The sequence below is a fragment of the Streptomyces sp. NPDC002669 genome (genome assembly GCF_042889165.1).
GTDB lineage: Bacteria > Actinomycetota > Actinomycetes > Streptomycetales > Streptomycetaceae > Streptomyces.
Window position 1 is genome coordinate 100,970 of sequence record NZ_JBIAQQ010000009.1, and the last position, 18,087, is coordinate 119,056.

13 protein-coding genes are annotated in these 18,087 nt (G+C 74.8%); 11 read left to right on the top strand and 2 right to left on the bottom strand.

Translation table 11 applies throughout. The features are described 5' to 3' along the window. The 9 genes from ACFYW1_RS16410 (at position 1) to ACFYW1_RS16450 (ending at position 14,613) form a co-directional block, all read left to right on the top strand. Complete coding sequence (locus tag ACFYW1_RS16410) at positions 1–2,178, top strand: TOMM precursor leader peptide-binding protein (protein ID WP_388992434.1); 2,178 nt, start codon at positions 1–3, stop codon at positions 2,176–2,178. Continuing rightward, entirely contained in the window at positions 2,168–4,243 is a 2,076-nt protein-coding gene (locus tag ACFYW1_RS16415) for a TOMM precursor leader peptide-binding protein (RefSeq protein WP_388992438.1), read from the top strand. Before ACFYW1_RS16410 ends, ACFYW1_RS16415 begins: the two co-directional genes overlap by 11 nt. Before the next feature lie 14 nt (positions 4,244–4,257). Next, positions 4,258–5,832 (top strand): nitroreductase family protein, encoded by a 1,575-nt coding sequence (locus ACFYW1_RS16420; RefSeq protein ID WP_388992441.1) that lies wholly within the window; start codon positions 4,258–4,260, stop codon positions 5,830–5,832. Positions 5,833–5,908: 76 nt separating this feature from the next. Continuing rightward, on the top strand, positions 5,909–8,653 hold the full coding sequence (locus tag ACFYW1_RS16425; protein ID WP_388992443.1) for a lantibiotic dehydratase: 2,745 nt from the start codon (positions 5,909–5,911) through the stop codon (positions 8,651–8,653). Then, positions 8,650–9,708 (top strand): lantibiotic dehydratase C-terminal domain-containing protein, encoded by a 1,059-nt coding sequence (locus tag ACFYW1_RS16430; protein WP_388992445.1) that lies wholly within the window; start codon positions 8,650–8,652, stop codon positions 9,706–9,708. The genes ACFYW1_RS16425 and ACFYW1_RS16430 overlap by 4 nt, the downstream gene beginning before the upstream one ends. Beyond that, positions 9,705–10,829 (top strand): site-2 protease family protein, encoded by a 1,125-nt coding sequence (locus ACFYW1_RS16435; RefSeq protein WP_388992448.1) that lies wholly within the window; start codon positions 9,705–9,707, stop codon positions 10,827–10,829. Before ACFYW1_RS16430 ends, ACFYW1_RS16435 begins: the two co-directional genes overlap by 4 nt. Before the next feature lie 23 nt (positions 10,830–10,852). Beyond that, complete coding sequence (locus ACFYW1_RS16440; RefSeq protein ID WP_388992450.1) at positions 10,853–11,815, top strand: ABC transporter ATP-binding protein; 963 nt, start codon at positions 10,853–10,855, stop codon at positions 11,813–11,815. Between the two features lie 75 nt (positions 11,816–11,890). Further along, positions 11,891–12,646, top strand: a complete 756-nt coding sequence (locus ACFYW1_RS16445; protein WP_388992453.1) for an ABC transporter permease — start codon at positions 11,891–11,893, stop codon at positions 12,644–12,646. Beyond that, positions 12,643–14,613 (top strand): TOMM precursor leader peptide-binding protein, encoded by a 1,971-nt coding sequence (locus tag ACFYW1_RS16450; RefSeq protein WP_388992456.1) that lies wholly within the window; start codon positions 12,643–12,645, stop codon positions 14,611–14,613. The genes ACFYW1_RS16445 and ACFYW1_RS16450 overlap by 4 nt, the downstream gene beginning before the upstream one ends. A gap of 113 nt (positions 14,614–14,726) precedes the next feature. On the opposite strand, the gene ACFYW1_RS16455 is transcribed toward ACFYW1_RS16450, so the two are convergent. Further along, positions 14,727–14,903, bottom strand: coding sequence for a thiazolylpeptide-type bacteriocin (locus ACFYW1_RS16455; RefSeq protein ID WP_073790073.1), 177 nt, complete (start codon positions 14,901–14,903; stop codon positions 14,727–14,729). 232 nt (positions 14,904–15,135) lie between these two features. Between ACFYW1_RS16455 and ACFYW1_RS16460 the strand changes: the two genes are divergently transcribed. Then, positions 15,136–16,479, top strand: coding sequence for an amidohydrolase (locus ACFYW1_RS16460; protein WP_388992462.1), 1,344 nt, complete (start codon positions 15,136–15,138; stop codon positions 16,477–16,479). Continuing rightward, complete coding sequence (locus ACFYW1_RS16465; RefSeq protein WP_388992465.1) at positions 16,476–16,763, top strand: hypothetical protein; 288 nt, start codon at positions 16,476–16,478, stop codon at positions 16,761–16,763. The genes ACFYW1_RS16460 and ACFYW1_RS16465 overlap by 4 nt, the downstream gene beginning before the upstream one ends. A gap of 53 nt (positions 16,764–16,816) precedes the next feature. On the opposite strand, the gene ACFYW1_RS16470 is transcribed toward ACFYW1_RS16465, so the two are convergent. After that, the gene (locus ACFYW1_RS16470; protein WP_388992468.1) at positions 16,817–17,818 is read right to left on the bottom strand and encodes a LuxR C-terminal-related transcriptional regulator; all 1,002 of its coding nucleotides are present in this window, start codon (positions 17,816–17,818) and stop codon (positions 16,817–16,819) included. Between the last annotated feature and the right edge of the window lie 269 nt (positions 17,819–18,087).

Sequence of the window (18,087 nt, forward strand, 5' to 3'; positions counted from 1 at the left end):
ATGGCCGAGAGTGCCGAGACTGCCGCAACCGCTGCGACCGGGACGTTCGACGCGCTCGCCGCGACCCGGCCCCGCGTCCGCCGGGACGTGCTGTTCACCGAGACGCCCGGCGGCGTGCTCTTCCACAACGCCGACGGCGGATTCCACCTGGCCGGCCGCACCGCCTACCGCTTCGCCTCCCTCGTCGTCCCGCACCTGACCGGCCACCACCGGCTCGACGAACTGTGCGCCGGCTTCGGACCGGGACAGCGGGCGATGGCGGCGGAGCTGATCAGGACGCTGTACGAGCGGGAGTTCGCCCGCGACGTCCCCGAGGCCGAGGCCGCGGACGGGCCGGTCCCGGACGAGGTGGCGGAGCGGTTCGCGGCCCAGATCGCCTACCTCGACCACTACGCCGACGGGGCGCCGGAGCGCTTCGCCCGCTTCCGCGCCACCCGGGTCGCCGTGCTCGGCGACGACGCGGTCGCCCGGTGGTGCGCGCTGAGCCTGCTGCGCAACGGGTGCGTACGGATCGGCACGACCGCGCACTTCGCCGAGGTCACGGACGAGGCGGAGCGGACGGCGGCCCGGGTGGACACCGTCGGGGCCGGGGCGGGGGCCGGCTGGGCGGACCTGGAGGGCTACGACGTCGTCGTGGTGACCGGCGCGGGTTCCGGGGCCCGCACCCACCGGCTGCTGGCCGCCGGGGTCCCCGAGGGCCGGACCCTGATCCCCGCCTGGCTGTTCGGCGAACGGCTGCTGGTCGGCCCGCTCGCCACCGCCTCCTCCACCGGCTGCTGGTCCTGCGCCGTGCTGCGGCTGGGCGGCAACGTGTCCGCCGCCCGGGCCGCCGAACTCTGGAGCGGGGTGGCGGGCGCCGCACCGGTGGCCGGGGACGAGGTGTCCGGCCCGGTCGCCGCGATGGTCGGCAACCTCCTCGGCTACGAGATCTTCCGCCTCACCACGGGGGCGCTGCCCGCCGAGACGGCCGGCCGGGTCCTCGTCCAGGACCTGGCCTCGCTCGACGTCGTGTCCGAGCCGGTCCAGCCGCACCCCCGCTGCCTGCGCTGCGCCGCCCCGGAACCGGCGGCACCGGAACTGCCGGACGGACTGGCGCTCCCGGTCACCCCGACCGTGGACACCGCCCGCGACGCGGAGGCCGTGGTCGAGGAGCTGAACCGGATCGGCGCGGCGCTGGTGCGCCCGTACACCGGGGTCTTCAACCGCTACGACGACGAGGGGCTGACCCAGACCCCGCTGAAGATCAGCCGGGTGGAGGTGGCGCTCGGCGCCGGGCCGCGACGCCGGATCGCCGCCTTCGACGTGCACCACCTGGCGGGCGCGCGGACGCGGGCGCTGTACGCGGCGGCCGCCGCCTACGTGGAGCACGTGGTGCCGCTCGGCACGGACGGGGGCGCGGCGGCGGACCGGGAGCTGGGCCCGGACGCGCTGACCACCGGCGGCGGGAGCGGTGTCCGGCCGGAGGAATGGACGGTCGCGACCTCGCTGACCGGCAAGGACCCGGTGCGGGTGCCGGCCGCGGCCGTGCGGAGCTTCGGGGCGCACAACCGGGGCCGGGCCCACCTCGCGACGTCGGCGGGTTCGGGCGCGGGCGCGGACGCCCGGGAGGCGGCGGGCACCGGCCTGATGTCGGCGCTGGCGCACGACGCGCTGCTGCGGGCGGTCCGGGGCACGACGGCGGTGGGTCCGGTGGCCGCCGACGACGACCCGGAGCTGGTGTTCCTGCTGAAGTCCGCGGCCAACCTGGACCTCGCCGTCGAGCTGCTGGACCTGGGGGAGGGGGCGCGCACCTCGGCCCAGGTGGTGCTGGCCCGGGAGACCGGGGGCGAGGGGCGCTGGGCGGTCGGCGCCGGGCTGTCCCGGCGGGCGGCGGCCTGCGCCGCGCTGCGGGACCTGCTCGGCCCGGTGCAGCTGGCGGCCGAGGACCCGGGGGCGGACGTCGACCCGGGTGACCCGCTGGTGCGCGATCTGGCCGCCGCGAGCATCGCGGTGAGCGGCGCGGAGGTCCCGGCGGACGGGACGGAGACCACGTTCGCCGCCGTCCTGGACCGGCTCCGGGAGGCCGGGCGCGACGCGCTGTACGTGCCCACCACCCCGGCCGACCTCGCCGCGGGCGGCATCAGCACCGCCCGGGTGCTGCTCACGACGGACGGCGAGGACGGCCCCGATGCCCGCTGAGACCCCGGTCCGCGAACACCGCGAACACCGCGGACGCACGGGGCCCGGGGCGCCGTCGGTAGCGGACGGGCCCCAGGCCGCGTCCGCGCGCACCCTGGCGGCGCTGCTCCGGGACGCGTTGGCCCACCACGGCACCCCGCCCCCGCTGGACGTCGCCCCGCTCGGCGTGCGCGACGCCTTCGCACCCGGTGCGGCCGAAGCGACCGGTGGGGCCGGTGCGGCCGGCGGGGCTGACGCGCCCGGCACGACCGGCGCCGGGGCCGCCGAACTGCCCGTGTCCGTCCGGTTCTACGGGCGGCACGTCGTCCTCGGCCCCTTCGCGCCCCCCGCGCCCTCCGGGAGCCCCCGGCGCCCCGCCCGGCCCGTCTGCCCGCACTGTCTGGAACGGCGCTGGCAGGCCGCCCGCTCCGTCGCGCTGCGCGAGGCGCTGGAGCTCGGCTCGGGCACCCGGGCGGCCGGGGAGTCCCCCCACCTCACCCCGTTCGCCGCGCACGCCCTCGCCGGGGTCCTCGCCGCCCGGACCGACGGCGCGGGACCGGACACCGGCGCCCTGCCCGCCGTGCACCTGGTGGACCTGGAGACCCTGCTGGTGCGCCACTACCCGCTGGTCCCCGACCCGGAGTGTCCGCGCTGCGGGGTGACGGAACCGGACACCGCCGAGGCCGCCGAGATCGTCCTGCGCCCCGCGCCCAAGCGCCGCCCCGGCGGCTTCCGGGTCCGGGACATCGAGGAGTACGAGCTGCCCGTCGAGCCGTACGCCAACCCGGTGTGCGGCTCGCTCGGCCCCTCCGTCGTCCAGGACGTCTCCTCCACCTCCACCTCCGCCACCATCGGCTGCTTCTCCATGCGGTCGGGGGAGTACCTGCGCGAGACCTTCTGGGGCGGCCACGCCGACACCTTCGCCGAGAGCATGCGCATCGGCGTCCTGGAGGGACTGGAGCGGTACGCGGGCATGCGCGCCCGGTCCCGCAAGGCCCGGACCAGGGACTCCCTGAACGCGCTGCGCGCCCGGGGCGAGCACGCGCTCGACCCGCGGGTGTGCGGGCTGTACTCGGACGCCTTCCACCGCGCCAACCCCCGCGTCACCCCGTTCTCCCCGGACCGGGCGATCCCCTGGGTGCACGGCTGGTCCCTGCGCGACGGGCACGCCGTCCTGGTGCCCGAGGTCCTCACGTACTACCACGCGCCCGGCCTGGAGAACCGCTTCGTCCAGGAGAGCTCCAACGGCTGCGCCTCCGGGGGCTGCCTGGAGGAGGCCGTCTACTTCGGGCTGATGGAACTCGTCGAGCGCGACGCGTTCCTGCTCGCCTGGTACGGGCGGGCCGCCCTGCCGGAGATCGACCCGCGCACCAGCCGCCGCCCGGCCACCCGGCACATGGTCGACCGGCTGGAGATGTACGGCTACGAGGCCCGCTTCTTCGACACCCGGATCTCCTTCCCGGTCCCGGTCGTCACGGGGGTCGCCGTGCGCCGGGACGGCGGCCTCGGCCTGATGTGCTTCGGCGCGGGCGCCGGACTCGACCCGGAGGCCGCCCTGGCCGGGGCGCTGTGCGAGATCGCCACCGACGCGGTGAACCTGCGCCGGCGCACCGAGGACGACCTGGCCCGGCTGTCCGCCATGGCCGGGGACTTCCACCGGGTCGAGGCCCTGCACGACCACCCGCTGGCGTACGGCATCCCGGAGATGGGCCGCCACGCGAGCTTCCTGCTCGGCGAACCGGGGGCGCCGCGCCCGCCCCTGCGCTCCTTCGACGAGCTGTACGGGAACGGCTCGGTGCCGCCCGTCTCCGACGACCTGCGCGAGGACCTGACCCGGTGCGTGGACGCCGTCACCGCCGCCGGGTTCGACGTGATCGTCGTCGACCAGACCATGCCGGAACAGCGCGGCCTCGGCCTGACCACGGTCGGCGTCATCGTGCCCGGACTGCTGCCGATCGACTTCGGCTGGACCCGGCAGCGCGCCCTCGGCATGGACCGGCTGCGCACCGCCCTGCGCGAGGCCGGACTGCGCGCCCACGACCTCGCCGACGCCGACCTCAACCCCGCCCCGCACCCCTTCCCGTGACCGAGGAGCCCGCCATGGGGTACGCCCATGAATACGCCGCCGCGATCCTCCACCGCGGCCGGGTCCCGATGGACCCCGCCGACTTCGTGCCGAACTGGCAGGACGGCCCGCGCAAGACCAAGTTCTACCCCGGCACCGACAGCCTCCCGCTGCCCGACTGCGCCTACCCGGCCGACGCCTCGCTCGACCGGGGCCTGGAGCAACGTACGGACGGGCAGGGAGAGTTCGACCTCGCGCTGCTGTCCGGAATGCTCCGAGACTCCTACGGGCTGACCGGCCGCCGGCTGGGCGTCCAGGCCAACACCGACCTCAGCGCCCTGCCGCACTACCCGCTCGCCAACTGGTCCCGGGGCTCCGCGTCCGGCGGCGGCCTCTACCCGGTCAGCGTCTACTGGGTCTCCGGGCCGAGCGGCCCCGTACCGCCCGGGGTGCACTACTACTCCACCCGGCACCACGCCATGCAGCGGCTGCTGACCGGCGACGTGTCGGGCGACGTGCGCGAGGCGCTCGGGGACGGGGCGCCGGGCCCGGACACCGACCAGTACCTGGTCCTCGGCATCAAGTACTGGCAGAACGCCTTCAAGTACAACAACTTCTCCTTCCACGCCGTGTCCATGGACCTCGGCGCCTGCGTGCAGACCTGGCGGATGTGGGCCGGCGCCCGCGGACTGTCCGTCGAACCCGCGCTCTGGTTCGACGAGGAACGGCTCGGCCGGCTGCTGGGCGTGGACACGCAGGAGGAGGGCGTCTTCGCCGTCGTCCCGCTGAGGTGGGCCGGGGCCGCCCCCCGTCCCGCGTCCGCCGTCCCGGTCTCCGTGCGCCACCGGGACCGCGAACGCTCGCGCACCGTCCTCGCCTTCGACGCGCTGCGCCGGATGCAGGCCGTCACCGCCGCCGGTGCCACCGACCGCCCCGACCCGGCGGCGCTCGCCCCGGCCGCCGCGCACCCCGCCGACCCGGCCCGCGCCGAGGTGGCGCTGCCGCCCGCCCGGCCGCTCGACACCGACGTGCGCACCGCACTGCGCGCCCGCCGCAGCAGCTTCGGCCGCTTCGACGCCCAGCACCCGATCGACGCGGGCCAGTTGGCGGCCTGCCTGGCCGCCTCCGCGGCCGGTGCGCGGCTCGGCGGGGACACCGGGGGACAGCGGCTCGCCAAGCTCTACGCGTTCGTCGGCCACGTCGAGGGGATCGAGCCCGGCGCGTACGAGTACGACCCCGACGCGCACGCCCTGCGGCTGGTGAAGGCGGGCCTGCCGGGCGAGTTCCTGCAGAAGAACTACTTCCTGTCGAACTACAACCTGGAGCAGGCGGCCGCGGTCCTGGTGCCCACCGTCCGCACCGACGCCGTCCTCGACGCCGTCGGGGACCGCGGCTACCGCCTGGTCAACGCCACCGTCGGGGCGATCGCCCAGAGCGCCTACACCGCCGCGTCCGCCGTGGGCACCGGCTGCGGCGTGGCCCTCGGCTTCGACAACATCTCGTACATCGAGGAGCTCTCGCTCGCCGGGACGGGCGAGGCACCGCTGCTGATCATGATGATCGGCAACGAGCGGCCCGCCCCGGCCGACTTCCGGTACGAGATCGCCTGAGGGCCGCCAATTCGGCCCCGAAAGCCGCCACTTCGGCCCGACGACCCGCGACCGGAACGAGAAGGGGAGACCCCGCATGACGCCGGACCACCCACCCACCGCCACCACCACCCGCTCCCGCTTCATGCTGCGGGTCGCCGGGCTGCCGGTCGAGAGCGTGCGGGCCCTGCGCTGCCCGGACAGCCGCCGCTGGGCCGACGAGGTGCTGCACGCCACCGAGCGGTCGCGGGCCGACGGCGAACGGCTCGGCGACCTCGTCCACGGCCTCGTCGGCGGCACCGAGGACGAGGCGCTGCGCCGCACCCTCCTGAGGCTGCGCCGGGACGTCTTCAACAACCGGCTGCCGTCGCCCGCCGCCGCCGACCGGTCCCTCGCCCTGGTGCGCGGGCTCGACGAGGAGACCGGCGCGGCGCTCGCGCGCTGGCTGACCGACCGGCGCCGGCTGGAGGAGCACCGGGCGGCGGGCGAGGCCCTGCTCGCCGAGGAGACCCGGCGGGCCCGCGCCGCGCTGCGCGCGCTGGCCGCCGAGGAGCGGCTGCGCAAGGGGCTGCTGCTGGCGTCCCCGGTCCTGGACGCCCAGCTCGACGCGTACGCGGGAAACACCTCCGACGCGCCCCCGGACAAGAAGCGGCGCAAGATCGAACGCTCGCTGCTCTCGTACCTCTACCGCACCGCGTGCAAGACCAGCCCGTTCTCCACGTTCACCGGCATCGTCCCCGGCACCTTCACGGACGGGACCGACGGCGGGGGAGCGGGGGACGGCGGGCTCGGGGTCCGGGTCGAGGACGACTGGGCGGGGCTGCTGCGGCTCAACGTCGCCGCCGTCGGCCGCCTCGCGGAGGCGGTGATCGCCGACCCGGTCCGCCGCGCCGACCTGCCGGTCGCCCCGGCCTCCGGCTGGAACCGCGACGACGACCGGGTCCGCTACGTGCGCCGCTGGGTCACCCAGGGCGACGAGGACACCGCCGTCACCTTCGACGCAGTGAAGGACCGGCTGTTCTTCCTGCGCCGCAGCGGCACCCTGGAACGCCTCCTCGGCCTGTTCGAGGAGCGCGGCACCCTGCGCTACGGGGAGCTGGCCGGCTGGCTCGCCGAGGACCAGGACGCGGACGAGGAGGAGTGCGCCCACTACCTGCGGGCCCTCCTCGACCTCGGCATGGTCCAGGTCCCCTGCCTGCGCACCGAGGTCCACGACACCGACCCGCTGCGCGCCTTCCAGACCTCGCTGCGCGGCCTGGACCGGCCCTGGGCCGACCGGCTGGCCGACCGGCTGGAGGCCCCGGCGTCCTGCGTCGAACGGTTCGCCACCGCGACCCCGGACGAACGGCGTGCACTGATGGCCGAGCTGCGCACCGCGCTGCGCGCCGTCCAGGAGGAGGAACTCGGCACGGACCGGGCGCGGATACCGCAGACCCTGCTGTACGAGGACGTGGCGGCCGGGCGGCGCACCGAACTGTCCGCCCCGGCCTGGGAGCGGCTGGCGGCCGGCCCGCTCGGCGCGGTGGAACGGGTACTGCCCGCCTTCGACCTGACGCTGCCGCAACGCGTCACGTTCAAGGGGTTCTTCCTCGCCCGGTACGGGCAGGGCGGGCGCTGCGACGACCTGCTGAAGCTGGTCCACGACTTCCACGAGGACTTCTTCGACCAGTACATGTCGTTCACCGCCAAGCGCACCGCGTTCGACGCGGACGGCAACTACGTACCGGAGGAGAACTGGCTCTCCCTGCCGCAGCTCAAGGCCCTCGACACGGCCCGGCAGACCTTCGTGGACCGGATGCGGGCGCTGTGGTCCGACTGGGAGAAGGCGGGCGGGGACACGGCGGGCGGGGGCTGCGACGAGATCCGGGTCGACGCCGAGGTGCTCGACGAGGTTGCCGCCGAACTCGCCTCGCTGGAGACGGAGTTCACCCCGCTCGCGCACCACGTGCAGATCGTGGACCGGCCCGCCGACCCGCTGGTCGTCCTCAACCGCTCCTACGGCGGCGTCTCCTTCCCGTTCAGCCGGTTCACGCACCTCTTCGACGGCCTGGACGGACAGCTCCTCGCCGACACCGCCCGGCTGGTGCCCGAGGGCGCCGTCCTCGCCGAGGTCACCGGCGGGCCCGTCACCAGCAACCTCAACCTGCACGGCCGGCTCACCGAGTACGAGATCGTCTGCCCCGGCGAACGCGGCACCCTGCCCGAGGACAACCGCATCCACCTGGACGACCTCCACCTCGTCCACGACCGGGACGCCGACCGGCTCGTGCTGCGCTCCACCCGGCTGGGCAAGGAGGTGGTCCCGGTCTACCTGGGCTACCTCGTCCCGCTCGCCCTGCCCGAACTGCCCCGCACCCTGCTGCTGCTCTCGCCGACCTCCATGTCCCCGCTCAACGTGTGGGGCGGGGTGCCCGAGGGCGCGGCGGAGGACGGGGTCACCCGCAGGCCGCGGGTGCGGCACGGCAGCGTGGTCCTCGCCCGGCGCAGCTGGAGCGCGCCCGCCGCCGTGCTGCCGCTGCGCGGGCCCGGGACCGGGGACGACGCGTGGTTCCTGGGCTGGCACGCCTTCCGCCGCGCCCACCGCCTGCCGGACCGGGTCTTCGCCACCGTCTCCGACAGCGGCGCGCGCGGGGCGACCGGGGCCAAGCCGGGCTACGTCGACTTCGACAGCCCGCTCTCCCTGGCCGCGTTCGAGGCGCTGATCAAAACGGCGGAGGCCCGGGTCGTGTTCCGGGAGATGCTGCCCGACGAGGACGGACTGCACGCCGTCTCCGGCCGGGGCCGCCACGTCGCCGAACTCGCGGTGGAGACCGTCCCCGCCCGAAGGAGAGAGCAGTCATGACCTCAGCCCCCCTCGCCCCGGACACCGGGCGGACCGCCCCGGCGGGAGCCTGGCAGGCCACCCACGTCTTCTACGCCGCCAACCCCCGGCCGATGCTCACCCACTGCATCCGCCCCCTGGTCGCGGAACTGGAGGCGGACGGACTGCTCGCGGGCTACTTCTTCATCAACTACTGGCTGGAGGGCCCCCACGTCCGGCTGCGGATCAAGCCGTCCTCGCCCGGGGCCGAGGCGGAGGTCCGGCGCCGCACCGAGGCCGCCCTCGACACGTTCCTGTCCGAACGGCCCGCGCTGTACGAGGTCGACTCCGGGTTCCTCAACGACTTCTACAACACCCTGTTCGACATCGAGTTCCCCGGTGCCGAACGCGGCCACTACACCGACGACCAGGGCCGGATGCGGCTGCGCCCCAACAACTCGCGCAGCGCGGAACCCTACGAGCCGGAGTACGGCAAGTACGGCGGCCCGGCCGGGATCGAGCTCGCCGAGTGGCACTTCCGGCACTCCAGTGACCTCGTCATCGACGCCTTCCGGACGAAGAACCTGCATCTGCGGACCGTGCTGCTCGGCACCTCCGCCCAGCTGATGATGGTGATGGCCGCGGCCTTCCTGCCGGACCGGGCGGAACTCGCGGACTACCTCGACAGCTACTACGAGTTCTGGCACCGGGCCTTCCCCGGCACCGGCTTCATCGGCAGCGAGGAGTACGACCGCAACTACGCCTCGATGGCCCCCGGCCTGGCCGCCCGCTTCACCCGGATCAGGGCCGCCGTGGCGGGCGAGGAGGACGCGGCCCGGCTGCCCGGCTTCCTCGCCGGCTGGGCCGAGCACTGCGTCGAACTGCGCGAGCGGGCCGTCGCACTGGCCCTGAAGGGCGAGCTGACGTTCCGCTCCTGGGACGGCGAGCGCGACGAGACGGTCACCGACCCGGCGGCCGCCCTGCCGCTGCTGCTCTCCCCGTACATGCACATGACCAACAACCGGCTGCACGTGACGATCCGGGACGAGGCGTACCTCTCGCACGTGCTCGGCCGGGCCCTGCGGGAGCAGGCGTGAGCGCCGTCCCCGGGGCCGCCGCCGACGCCCTGGCCGAGTACCGGCCCGAGCTGCGGCCCCACGTCCTGCTCAGCGAGGCGCTGCTGCAGGGCGCCGCGACGGTGCACCTGATCAAGGACACCGACAGCGGCAGCTCCTTCAAGGTCGGTCCCAAGGAGCACTTCCTCATCGCCCGGATGGACGGGGAACGCAGTCTGCGGGAGATCGGCGAGGAGTACGCGCGGGAGTACGGGCGCAGGCTGGACGGCGCCCGCTGGCAGCAGATCCTGCGGATGCTCGGCTCCCGCGGCCTGCTGGCCGGGGCCCCGGCGCCCGCCGCCCCGCGGCCCGAGCCCGCCGGGCCGCCCCGCCGCGGGCCGCTGCGCGGCAGCGTCCGGCTGGTCGCCGACGCGGACGCCACCACCGCCCGGCTGCACCGGGCGGTCGGCTTCCTGCTGGCCCCCGGATGGCTGGTGCCCCTGCTGGCCCTGGTGGTCGCGATGGAGGCGGCCGTCGTCCTGAACGCCGGTCAACTCCTCGTGGACACGTGGGAGTCGCTCACCAATCCGGTGCTGCTGGTCGGCATCGCCACCCTGCTCTGGTTCAGCACCGCCCTGCACGAACTCGCCCACGGCGTCGTCGCCCGGCACCACGGCGGCACGGTGGCCGAAATCGGACTGCGCTGGCAGCTGCCCGTGATCATCATGTACTGCACCGTCGACAACTACCTCTACCTGGGCTCCCGTCGGCAGCGCGTCGAAACGGCGCTGGCGGGCGCGGTGATGAACCTGCTGTTCCTGCTCCCGTTCTGCGCCCTGTGGCTGTTCGCACCACTGGACGCGGCCACGCACGACGCGCTCGGCGCACTGCTGCTCCTGGGCAGCGTGCAGGCGTTCGCGATGCTGGTTCCCCTCCCGCCGCTGGACGGCTACCGGATCGTGAGCCAGCTGTGCGGGGCCACCGACCTGGCCGCCTCGACCGGCGCGTACCTGCGCCTGGCCGTCCGCCGCGACCCGGCGGCAGCCGCGTACCCGCGCCGCGCCCGGAACGTCTACCTCGCCTACGGGCTGGGCTCGGTGCTCGTGCTCGTACTGATCATCGGCACGGTCGTGGCCGCTGCCCGCCACCTGCTGACCGTGTGACCACCCACCGCAAGGAGAAAGCCATGACCCCCACCGCCCCGTCCACGTCCCCGGACAGCGGGACCGGCCCGGACGGCGGGCCCCCGCAGCCGGCCGCCGTCGTCCTGGCGGACGTCCACAAGCGGTACGGCGACAAGCACGCCGTGAACGGGGTGTCCCTCACCGTGCCGCGCGGCGAGTTCTTCGGACTGCTCGGCCCCAACGGGGCGGGCAAGACCACCCTCGTCGAGATCATGGAGGGGCAGCGCAGGGCCGACTCCGGGACCGTCACCGTCCTCGGCGCCAGCCCCTGGCCGCGCAACCCGGAACTGCTGCCCCGGCTCGGCGTGCAGACCCAGACCTCGGCGTTCTTCGTCCGCCTCACCGCCCGCGAGCACCTGCGCACCATGGCCGCCCTCTACCGGACCGACCGGGCGGCGGCCGAGCGCGCGCTGGAGTCCGTCGGCCTCACGGAGCAGGGCGACACCCGGGTCGACGACCTCTCCGGCGGCCAGCGCCAGCGGCTCGCCATCGCCTCCGCGCTGGTCCACGAACCTGAACTGATCTTCCTGGACGAGCCGACCGCGGCCCTCGACCCGCAGGCCCGCCGAGCCCTGTGGCAGGTGCTGCGCGACCTCAAGGGCGCGGGCCGCACCATCATCTACACCACCCACCACCTCGACGAGGCCGAGGCGCTCTGCGACCGGGTCGCCATCATGGTCGAGGGCTCCGTCGCCGCCCTCGACAGTCCCGCCCGCCTGATCGCCGCGGCCGGCCCCACCACCCGGCTGGTGGTCCCCGCGGGCCGGCTGACCCCCGCCCGCGCCCAGGAGATCGAGGGCGTGGACCGCGTCACCGAGGAACCGGACGCGCTCGTCCTGGAAACCCTCGAATCGGGCAAGGTGCTGGCCGCCCTCGACGCCCTGGGCGGACTCCAGGGCGTGCAGACGCGCACCGCCAGCCTCGAAGACGTGTACCTGACGCTCACCGGCACCCCGCAGCCGTAAGAACCGCCGGCCGTGACAACCCGTCGGCCGCAACGGTTCCGACCCCCCGCACCACCAGCGATACGGAGACCCCCGATGAGCGCATACGCGGCGCTGAGCCAGGCCGGATACCGGGCCTACACGCGCGACAAGACCACCCTCTTCTTCACCTTCGCCTTCCCGCTCATCTTCCTGGTGGTCTTCGGACTGATCTTCCACGGACAGACCGTCGAGCAGAGCGGCAAGCCCTACATCAACTACATCGCCCCCGGCGTCCTGTCGTGGGGCGTCGGCAACGCGGCCGTGTTCGGCGTCGGCTTCGTCCTCATGCAGTGGCGGCGCGACGACATCCTGCGCCTCATCCGGATGACCCCGACCCCGGTCTCCGCCGTCCTCGCCTCCCGCTACGTCCTGGCCCTGGGCATCGGCGCCGTGCAGTCCGTGCTCTTCGTCGCCGTGGCCCTGCTGCCCTCGTTCGGCCTGGAACTGGACGGCCGCTGGCCGCTCGCCCTGCCGGTGCTGGTCCTCGGCATCACCGCGTTCCTCGCCCTGGGCGTCATCGTCGGCAGCTACGCGAAGACCCCCGAGGCCGTCGCCGCCGTCGCCAACTGCCTGATGATCCCGATGGCGTTCCTGTCCGGCTCGTTCTTCCCGCTGGACGCCATGCCGGGCTGGATGCAGAACCTCTCCCGCGTCCTGCCGCTGCGCTACCTCAACGACGGGATATCCGGTGCCCTGACCGGCGACGGCACCACCGGGGACATCGCACTGTCCTGCGCGGTGCTCGCCGGCTTCGCCCTCGTCCTGATCGCGATCGCGCTCAAGACCTTCCGCTGGAGCGACAAGTCATGACGACCGCCACCGCCGCCGCCCCGCCCGTGCGCGGCGAGAGCCCGCTGGAGGACGCCCGCACCGTCCTCCAGCACGCGCTGACCGCCCGCCACGCCCGGCCGGCGGACCGGGAGACCCTGCCCGCCCCGCTCGTCGTCCCGCTGGGCGCGGCCGACACCCTCGGCTTCGGCCGCCCCGACCCGTACGCCGACCACCGCCCCGCCGCCAACGTCCAGCTCACCTCCCGCGCCGTGCTGATCGGCCCCTGGGGCGGCGACCCGGACGCCGCGGCCTGCGGACAGTGCCTGGCCATGCGCTGGCAGCGGCTGCGCAGCCGCTCGGAGCGCGAGGCCCTGGAACGGGGCGGCGCCCCGCACGGCGCCACCCACTGGCCGGTCCTCACGGACTACGCGCTCGACGCCGTCTGGGCCGCCTACCGCGCCGCGCTGGGCGGCGGCCACGACCTCCCCGACGCGACCCCCGCCGACCGGCCCCTGCCCCGGGTCACCCGGATCGACCTGGTCACCCTCGCCACCGCGACGTTCCCGCTGCTGCCCGAACCCCTGTGCCCCGCCTGCGTCCAGGAGGTCCCCGACACCGCCGAAGCGGCCCGCATGGTGCTGCGCCCCGCCCCCAAGCCCGACCCGGACGGCTACCGGCTGCGGCCCCTGTCCGCCTACCCGCTGCCGACCGCGGCCCTGGCCAACCCGGTGTGCGGCGCGCTGGGTTCGGACGTCTGGATCAACCCCACGTCCACCACCACGGCACCGGTCGCCGGCACCCACTTCGTCCGCGGCTACGCCGGGCTCAACGACGTCACCTGGAGCGGCCAGGCCAACGGCTACGACACCAGCCGGGTCCTCGCCCACCTGGAGGGCCTGGAGCGGTACGCGGGCACCACCCGCAGACGCGGCACCTCGCCCGTCGTGGGCAGCTACCACGAACTGGCCGACCACGCCGTGGACCCCGCCGCGTGCGGGCTCTACGCCCCCGAGACCTACGCGAACGACCCGATGGTCTCCCCGTTCGACCCGGACCGGCCCATCCCCTGGGTGTGGGGCCACTCCCTGCGCGACGACCGCCCGGTCCTGGTGCCCGCCCGGCTCGCCCACTACAGCGCCGGGGTCGAGGCCGACAACTTCGTCTTCGAGTGCTCCAACGGCTGCGCCACCGGCGGCAGTCTGGAGGAGGCGATCCTCTACGGGCTGCTGGAGATCGTCGAACGGGACGCCTTCCTCCTGGCCTGGTACGGCCGCACCCCCCTCACCGCGATCGACCTCGGCGCCTGCCGCTCCCCGGCCGTCCGCACGATGATCGACCGGGCCGCGCTGCACGGCTACGACGTCCACGCCTTCGACACCCGGATGGACCTGACCGTGCCCGTCGTCACGGCCCTCGCGGTGCGCCGGGACGGCGGGTACGGGACGCTGTCGTTCGCCGCCGCCGCCGGATTCGACCCGGAGGACACCATCGGGTCCGCCCTGTCCGAAGTCCTCACCTACATCCCGCACCTGCCCTACCAGGTCGCCGAACGCCACGCCGAACTCGTCGCGATGGAACGGGACTTCACCCTCGTACGACAGCTGAAGGACCATGCCCAGCTGCACGGACTGCCCGCGATGACCGAACACGCGCGGGAGTACCTGGACCCCGTCGCCGTCCGCTCCCCGGCGGACACCTTCGCCGACTGGGAACCGCTGCGCCCCCGCACCGGGGACCTGCTGGACGACCTGAACCTGCTGGTCGGCCGGATCGCCGCCGCCGGGCACGACGTCGTCGCGGTCGACCAGACCACCCCCGAACAGCGCCGGATGGGCCTGCACACCGTCGCCGCCCTCGTCCCCGGCCTGCTGCCGCTGGACTTCGGCTGGACCCGGCAGCGGGCCCTGCTGATGCCCCGGCTGCGCACCGCCCTGCGGACCTCGGGACGGCGGGCGGACGACCTCCCGGAGTCCGCGGTCAAGCGCGTCCCGCACCCCTTCCCGTGAGGGTCCGGGCAGCCCTTCCCGCCGCGGCCCCCGCGTCCCTCCCCGGGACGCCCGCGGGCCCCCTCCGCGCCGTCGGCGCGAAGAGGGCCCGCGTACCCGCGTGTGCGACCGGATCAGGCGCAGCAGGAGGTGGTGCTGGTGGTGCTGGAGCAGGTGGACGTCGAGGAGCAGGACGTCGAACCGGCGAGCACGACCTCGGCCGCGTCCGAGTAGTCCGAGATCTCGAAGGTCTCCGACTCCAGCTCCAGGATCTCGTCGGCGAGGGTGGCGAGCTCGGTCTTGGGGGCCATGGTGTTCTCCCTTGGCTCACGGGGATCGGCCGGCCGCTCCGGCGCTGTTCCCCTGCGGTGCTGCCATTGCAGCGGGGACCGCTGTCAGATCGGCCGCGCTTTCGCTGTCAGATCGCTGGCACCCCATGACAGCGGAACGCCGAACTCCTGAAACCGGACCGGCGCAGGCTCATGACAGGACCCGGTGCCCCTCCCGGCACCGACCCGCCCCAGCGGAACGAGGTGAGATGGCATGACGACGAAGGAGAACCCCGCTCCACCCCCGCCGCCGGCCCCGCCCCCGGCCGTCGCCCGCACGGTCCTGCGCCCCGCGCTGGAGCTGTACCTCGACGTGCACGCCCACCCGGAGCTCTCCGGGGCGGAGGCCCGCACCGCCGACCGGTTCGCCGCCCGGCTGGAGGCGAGCGGCTGCGCGGTCACCCGTAAGGTCGGCGGCGGCCACGGACTCGTGGGCGTCCTGTGCAACGGGCCCGGCCCGACCGTGCTGCTGCGCACCGAACTCGACGCGCTGCCGGTCACCGAGCGCACCGGCCTCGTGTACACGAGCACCGTGCCCGGCGTCATGCACGCCTGCGGCCACGACCTCCATCTCGCCGCGGCCGCCGGGGCGGTGGACGAACTCTCCCGGACGCGCGCGGAGTGGAGCGGCACGGTCCTGGTCGTGGGCCAGCCCGCCGAGGAGACCCTGAACGGGGCGCGGGAGATGCTCGCGGACGGCCTGTACGAGCGGTTCGGCACCCCGGACGCGGCCCTCGCCCAGCACACCTCGCCCGCCCCCGCCGGCACCCTCGCGCACGCCGCGGACTTCCGCACCCCCCTGATGGCGGCCGGTGCGGCGGTGGACATCACCCTGTACGGGCGGGGCGGCCACGCGGGCACCCCGCACCTGGCCGTCGACCCGGTGCTGGCGGCGGCCGCCACCGTCCTGCGCCTCCAGTCCGTCGTCTCGCGGGAGACGGCCCCGGCCGAGCAGGCGGTGCTGGGCGTCGGGATGCTGCGGGCCGGGGAGCGCGGCAACGTGATCCCGGAGACGGCCGAACTGTCCCTGTGCATGCGGGCGTCGTCCGAGCGGGCGCTCGACCGGATGACGGCCGCGGTGCGGCGGATCGTGGCGGCCGAGAGCGCGGCGTCCGGCTGCCCGAAGGAACCCGGCCTGGTCGTCACCGCCCGCTCGCCCGCCCTGCGCACCGACGCCGCCGCCACCGCGGGGGTGCGCCGGGCGCACGAGGCGCTGTTCGGTCCGGAACGGGTGACGGACTGCGGCCTCCTCACGGCCACCGAGGACTTCTCGTGGTTCGGCGCCCCGCCCGGCTTCCCACCGGACTCCTCGCCGGGTTTCCCGTCGGGTCTCCCGGAAGGCTTCCCGCCCGGCTCCCCGGCGGTGGCGACGGTGTACTGGCTGCTCGGCGTGACCGGGGCCCGGCAGTGGCGCGCCGCCCGCGCCGGCGGGCCGCCCGTACCGCCCAACCACGCACCGGAGTTCGCCCCGGACGTGCGCACCGCGCTGCCGGCCGGGATCGCGGCGATGGCCTCGGCCGCCCGGCACGTGCTGAACCCGGAAGGGAACGCGCCATGACCCGCTCCGACCGGAGGACCGCCCCCGCCCCGGGGCGCCTCGCGAACCACGTCGACGTGGTCACCGTCCGCCGGGACAGCACCGCCCCGACCGGGGAGACCACCGTCGTACGCCTGCTGAGCCTGCTCCCCGCCCACTGGGCCTGCACCCCGTGCTCCGTGGGATCCGACCGGATCGCCCTGCGCATCGGCCTGACCCGCACCGTGGACCGGCCGACGGTCCACCGCGCGGTCTCCGGCGCCCTCGCCGACCGGGCGCTGGAGGGCTGGGCGGAGGAACGATGAGGACGGGCCCGGGGCGGGGAGGCGGGCGGGCCCGCCCCGGCCCCGTCCGGCGATCAGATCCAGCCGCGTTCCCGGGCCAGCAGGGCCGCCTGGGCCCGGCTCGCCGCGCCGAGCTTCTGCATCAGGTCGGCCACGTAACGCCGGTAGGTCCGCACCGACAGTCCCAGCTCCCGGGCGCCCGCCTCGTCCTTGCCCACGGTGCACATGGACACCAGCACCCGGCGCTCCGTGTCCGACAGGCGGTCGTCGCCCGCCCCGGCCTCCTCGGCGTCCGCCTTCGACAGGTCCTCGGCCTGGTCCCAGATCTTCTCGAAGAGCGCGATGATGTTGGAGACCAGCCCGCTGCGATGGGCGAGCAGCGCGCCGCGCGAGGTGTCGTGCGGGTCCAGCGGGACCAGCGCCGCCCGGCGGTCGTACACCAGCAGCCGCTCGGCGGTGTGCGCCGTCACCCGGATCGCGGCCCCGTGCTCGACGAGCTCGCGCAGATACGCGGCGGTTGCCGCATCCTGCAACGCGGCCCGGGCGACCACGTTCCGGATGCGCACACCGCGTCGCAGGCACCGCAGGTCCAGCGGGCGGGAGCGGGCGATGTTCTCCGGCGACAGCTTCGTGTACGGCTCCACGGAGAGGATCTCGTCCCGGGCGAAGAAGGCGAGATCGTCGATCCGGTCACGGATCCGTTCGAGCCCCTCCAGCTGCTCGATGCCCGGCGGGGAGGACCTGCGGGCCCCCTGCTCCGCGCGTAGACCGTCGATGACGTGCCGGGAACAGGTGACGCGCTGGAGCTCCTGGTGCAGGGCGTGCAGCCGCAGATCGGTCAGCCGGGTCAGCGCGACCTCCGGATCCGTCGGGAAGATGCGCTGGTCAGGGCCTTCCGGGTGGATCAGCCCGAGATCCTGGAGCCGCTCGACGCACGCGCGGGCCACCTCGGGGGCGGTGTGTAACAGGAGGTGCAGGTCGTCGTCGGCGGCGGTGCCGGGGTTGCGCAGGAAATGCCGGTAGAGCTCCTCCTCGGCCTCCGAGACCCCGAACACGGACATCTCGTTGTCGCCCACGCGTGCCCCCGCTGACTGATCCGTGCATGGCCGTACACCTCCGGGGTCACCCGCGGGGTGCTGGTCGACGGCTGCTCTGCTCACCGGCTGTGGAACCTTCGGCCAAAGCGTAGACGCTGGGGCCGCTCCTGTGAGGATCCCGGACGCAACTGTGTGGGATGTGGAGATGAACGGTGCATGGCCCACGACGAGCGGCCCGGGACGCGCGCCGGACGGTAATCCGGGCCCCGCGCGCGGGGGGAGCGGCCCCGGCCGGCGACACCCCGACG